This window comes from Stenotrophomonas sp. P5_A8 (genome assembly GCF_056400545.1).
Map to the genome: position 1 here is coordinate 1 of NZ_JBFULB010000349.1, position 3,935 is coordinate 3,935.

At 69.1% G+C, this 3,935-nt stretch carries 4 protein-coding genes; all 4 read left to right on the top strand.

The features are described 5' to 3' along the window. The coding region (pip, locus tag AC1DQP_RS17730) for a prolyl aminopeptidase (RefSeq protein ID WP_478052128.1) at nucleotides 1-867 on the top strand (867 nt) is incomplete at its 5' end. Nucleotides 868-920: 53 nt separating this feature from the next. Beyond that, nucleotides 921-1,532 carry a DNA-3-methyladenine glycosylase gene (locus tag AC1DQP_RS17735; RefSeq protein WP_478052129.1) on the top strand — a complete coding sequence of 204 codons (612 nt, stop codon included), beginning with the start codon at nucleotides 921-923 and terminating at the stop codon, nucleotides 1,530-1,532. Nucleotides 1,533-1,617: 85 nt separating this feature from the next. Beyond that, entirely contained in the window at nucleotides 1,618-2,313 is a 696-nt protein-coding gene (locus tag AC1DQP_RS17740) for a DUF3348 domain-containing protein (RefSeq protein WP_478052130.1), read from the top strand. A gap of 10 nt (nucleotides 2,314-2,323) precedes the next feature. Beyond that, the coding region (locus tag AC1DQP_RS17745; RefSeq protein WP_478052131.1) for a DUF802 domain-containing protein at nucleotides 2,324-3,935 on the top strand (1,612 nt) is incomplete at its 3' end.

A 3,935-nucleotide genomic window follows, 5' to 3' on the forward strand; every position in this document is an offset into this window, starting at 1 on the left:
GTATTCCTGCACGGTGGCCCCGGCGCGGGCGCGTCGCCAACCCACCGGCGGTTTTTCGATCCGGCGCGGTATCGCATCGTACTGATCGACCAGCGTGGCAGTGGCCGCTCCACGCCGTTCGGGGAGTTGCATGACAACACCACCGCGCACCTGGTCGCCGATATCGAAGCGGTACGTGCGCACCTGGGCATCGCGCGTTGGCTGGTGTTTGGCGGTTCGTGGGGGTCGACGCTGGCGCTGGCCTATGCACAGACCCATCCGCAGCGCGCCACCGGGCTGATCGTGCGCGGCGTATACCTGGGGCGCGCCGAGGAAAACCGCTGGTTCAACGAGGCCGATGGCGGGGCGCGCTGGGTGTTTCCCGAGCGTTGGGCACGGTACGAGGCACATATTCCGGAAGCAGAGCGCGGGGCGATGATTGCCGCGTATTGGAAGCGCCTGGACAGCGACGACCTGTCCACGCAGATCGCCGCCGCACAAGCGTGGCTGGGGTGGGAGGACAACGCCGCCACGCTGGTACACGACGTCGATGCTGTCTCCACTGCCGATCCGCTGGACACGTTGGCCAAGGCCCGGATCGAGGCRCATTACTTTCGCCACAACGCGTTTCTCCTGCATGGCCAGCTGCTGCGCGATATCGACCGCATCCGCCACCTGCCGGGTGTGATCGTGCAGGGGCGCTATGACATCATCTGCCCCGCCCGCAGCGCGTGGGACCTGGCCTGTGCCTGGCCCGAGGCCCGGTTGGAGATGGTGTTGTCCGGGCATGGCGCTACCGAACCGGCCACCGCCGACGCGCTGGTGCGTGCGACGGACGATTTCGCCGACCAGATCAGCGGGCCATCGGCGCATTCGATTCAACGTTGAGATGTCGTGACGCGTGGTGGTGATGCGTCTGAAATCGACCTGCAGGAAATGACATGAACCCCTGGATCACCCTGCCCCGTACGTTCTACCAGCGACACCCGACCCAGGTCGCCCCGGACCTGTTGAACAAGCTGCTGGTGCGCGACGACGGCCGCGCCGGCCGCATCGTCGAGGTGGAAGCGTATGCGGGCAGCGAAGACCCGGCAGCCCACTCCTATCGCGGCATGACCGCGCGCACGGCCACCATGTTCGGCGAGGCCGGGCACCTCTACGTGTATTTCAGCTACGGCATGCACTGGGGCAGCAATGCGGTCTGTGGCGAGGTCGGGCAAGGCTGGGGCGTTCTGTTGCGTGCGTTGGAGCCGGTGGACGGTCTCGACCTGGTCCGTGCCGCGCGGCCGGCCATCCGCCGCGATGCCGATCTGGCCAGTGGCCCAGGCCGGCTGTCGCAGGCGATGGGCATCACCAAGGCGCTGGACGGTGCCGATCTGGTGCGCAATGACCGGGGCGTGCGCATCGTCAGCGATGGGATGAACCCGCCGGACGCGCCGGTGGTGGGGCCGCGGATCGGGATCAGCAAGGCGGTGGCGCTGCCCTGGCGCTGGCATGTGCCGGGAAACGCCCACGTGTCGGGACGTCGCAGCGCCAGCACGGGCAAGGGCTGACGGCCCGCGACGGGGCGCCCGCCGATCCCGTTCAGACAGGCAAATCGTCATTCCGGTGTAAAATTCATGGTTTTTAGCCGGAACCATGGCGAAAGCCCCCTACCGACCGTCGGTGCCCGGACCGGCCTTCATCCGCCTGCTGGCGGGGTTTGCCGACGGACCGTTGCCCACCTCCAGCCCGGATATTTCCGATCGCCTCAGCCAATGGGTGGATTGGAATCGGGCGGTAGCGTTGTCGCGGGCGCTGGATGGACGGTTGCCGCCGGTACCGCCGGATGCGCCGGTGTTCGACAGTGCCGAACAGGCCGAATGCGAACGGGTGCGCGCGGTGCTGATCGCCGCGATCATGGCCCCGGCCGAGGGCAAGCGCGCCCTGGYCGATGACTATGCCGCGCATCGCCAGCACTGCGTGAACCTGCAGCGGTCCATGCAGGCCTCCACCGGGCGCCTGCGCGGCCGGCTGCGCGACATGCTCGGTCACCTCTCGCCGGAACTGGCGCGGTTGGCCGAAGTGGATGCGGTGATGGAACAGACCCTGAGCCCGCGCGAGCAGAGCCTGCTGGCTGCGGTGCCGGCGCTGTTGGGACAGCATTTTGAACGCCTGCGCGAGTCGGCGCTGCCAGCGCCGACCGCAGGCGACACCGAGGAAGCGGCGCCGTCCAGACCCAGCGATGGCTGGCTGGCGCGCTTCCACCAGGATATGCAGGACGTGCTGCTGGCCGAACTGGATGTTCGTTTTCAACCGATCGAAGGCCTGCTTGCAGCGCTTCGCCCCCGATAACTGGGACGTCATGTTCAGAACTAGTCTTTATTTCGTTGTCTTCCTTGCCGGCCTGCTGGCGGCGTGCTGGATCGGTGCGGGTTACCTGGGCAGCAATCCGGTCGGTGCCGCGGTCGCGGCGGTGATCGTGGCCTGCTACTGCGCCGGTGCGCTGGAACTACTGCGCTATCGCCAGGCCACGCTCGGTCTTGGCCGGGCGGTCGCGGTCGCGGACGCGGGCGCGGCGCAGGCCGACCTGGCCGGCTGGCTGGCGCGGGTGCCGGACGGGCTGCGCAACGCGGTGCGGCTGCGGGTGGATGGCGAGCGCATCGCCCTGCCCGCTCCGGTACTGACGCCGTACCTGGTGGGCCTGCTGGTGCTGCTGGGCATGCTCGGCACCCTGCTCGGCATGATGGCCACCCTGCGCGGCACCGGTCTGGCGCTGGAAAGCGCCACCGACCTGCAGGCCATCCGTGGCTCACTGGGCGCGCCAGTGGAAGGGCTGGCAGTGGCCTTCGGCACCTCGATCGCCGGCGTGGCGACCTCGGCGATGCTGGGCCTGCTGGCCGCGCTGTGCCGGCGCGAGCGCCTGCAGACCGTGCAACTGCTGGATGCGCAGATCGCCACCAGCCTGCACCCGCATTCGCAGGGCTGGCAGCGTGCCGAGGCCTTCCGCATGGCGCAGGCGCAGGCCGAGCTGATGCCGGCCCTGGTCGAGCGCCTGCATGCGTTGACCGTGGCGATCGAGGAACGCAGCACCCAGACCCAGCAGCAGTTGCTCGACAGCCAGGAGCGTTTCCACGCCAAGGCCGACGCCGAACACGCACGCCTGGCCGCTGCGGTCGAGCTGGCGCTCAAGGACAGCATGGCCGCCAGTGCCCGTGCGGTCGGCGAATCGCTGCAACCGATCATGCAGGACACGATGGCCGCCATTGCCGGCGATACCCGCGCACTGCAGCAGCACGTGGGCGCTGCGGTGGAACAGCAGTTGAGCGGGCTCAACGCCGGCCTTGCAGCCAACCATGCCGCCAACGCGGAGACCTGGCGCGCCGCGCTGGCCGCCCAGCAGCAGAGCAACCAGCAGTCGAGTGAGGCGTTGCGCACTGCGCTGGAGCAGCTGAGCGCCCAGCACGATCAGCGTGCGGTGGGCCTGCTCGATGCACTCTCCGAGCGCATGGCCGACAACGTGCAGCACTGGAGTGCGGCGCAGACCGCGCAGCAGCGGACCCACCAGGCGCTCACCGCCGAGCTGCGCGACAGCCTGGCGCAGTTCACCGGGGAACACGCGCGCCAGGCCAGCGACCTGGCCGATGCGCTGGCGTCCCGCCTGGACGCCACGGCCGAACGCTGGGCAACCGCCCAGCACGCGCAGCAGCAGGCCAACGACAGCCTGGTTGCCGCCCTCGACGCGGCATTGCAGCGGTTGACCGACCAGCACGATGCACGTGCCACCGCGCTGGTCGACTCCCTCGCCAACCGGCTGGAACAGAGCAGCGGGCAGACCGCGGCGCTGTGGCGTGCCGCGCTGGACGAGCAGCAGGCCACCAGCAGCGCGCTGGCCGAACGCAACCAGACGGCCTTGTCAGCGGTTGCCGGCACCTTCGATACCCAGGCCGCCGCGCTGGTGGAGGCGATGCAACAGT

Bases quoted from the DNA above. Each gene is read 5' to 3' on its own strand.
- AC1DQP_RS17735 (WP_478052129.1), top strand. From the start codon at position 921: ATGAACCCCTGGATCACCCTGCCCCGTACGTTCTACCAGCGACACCCG.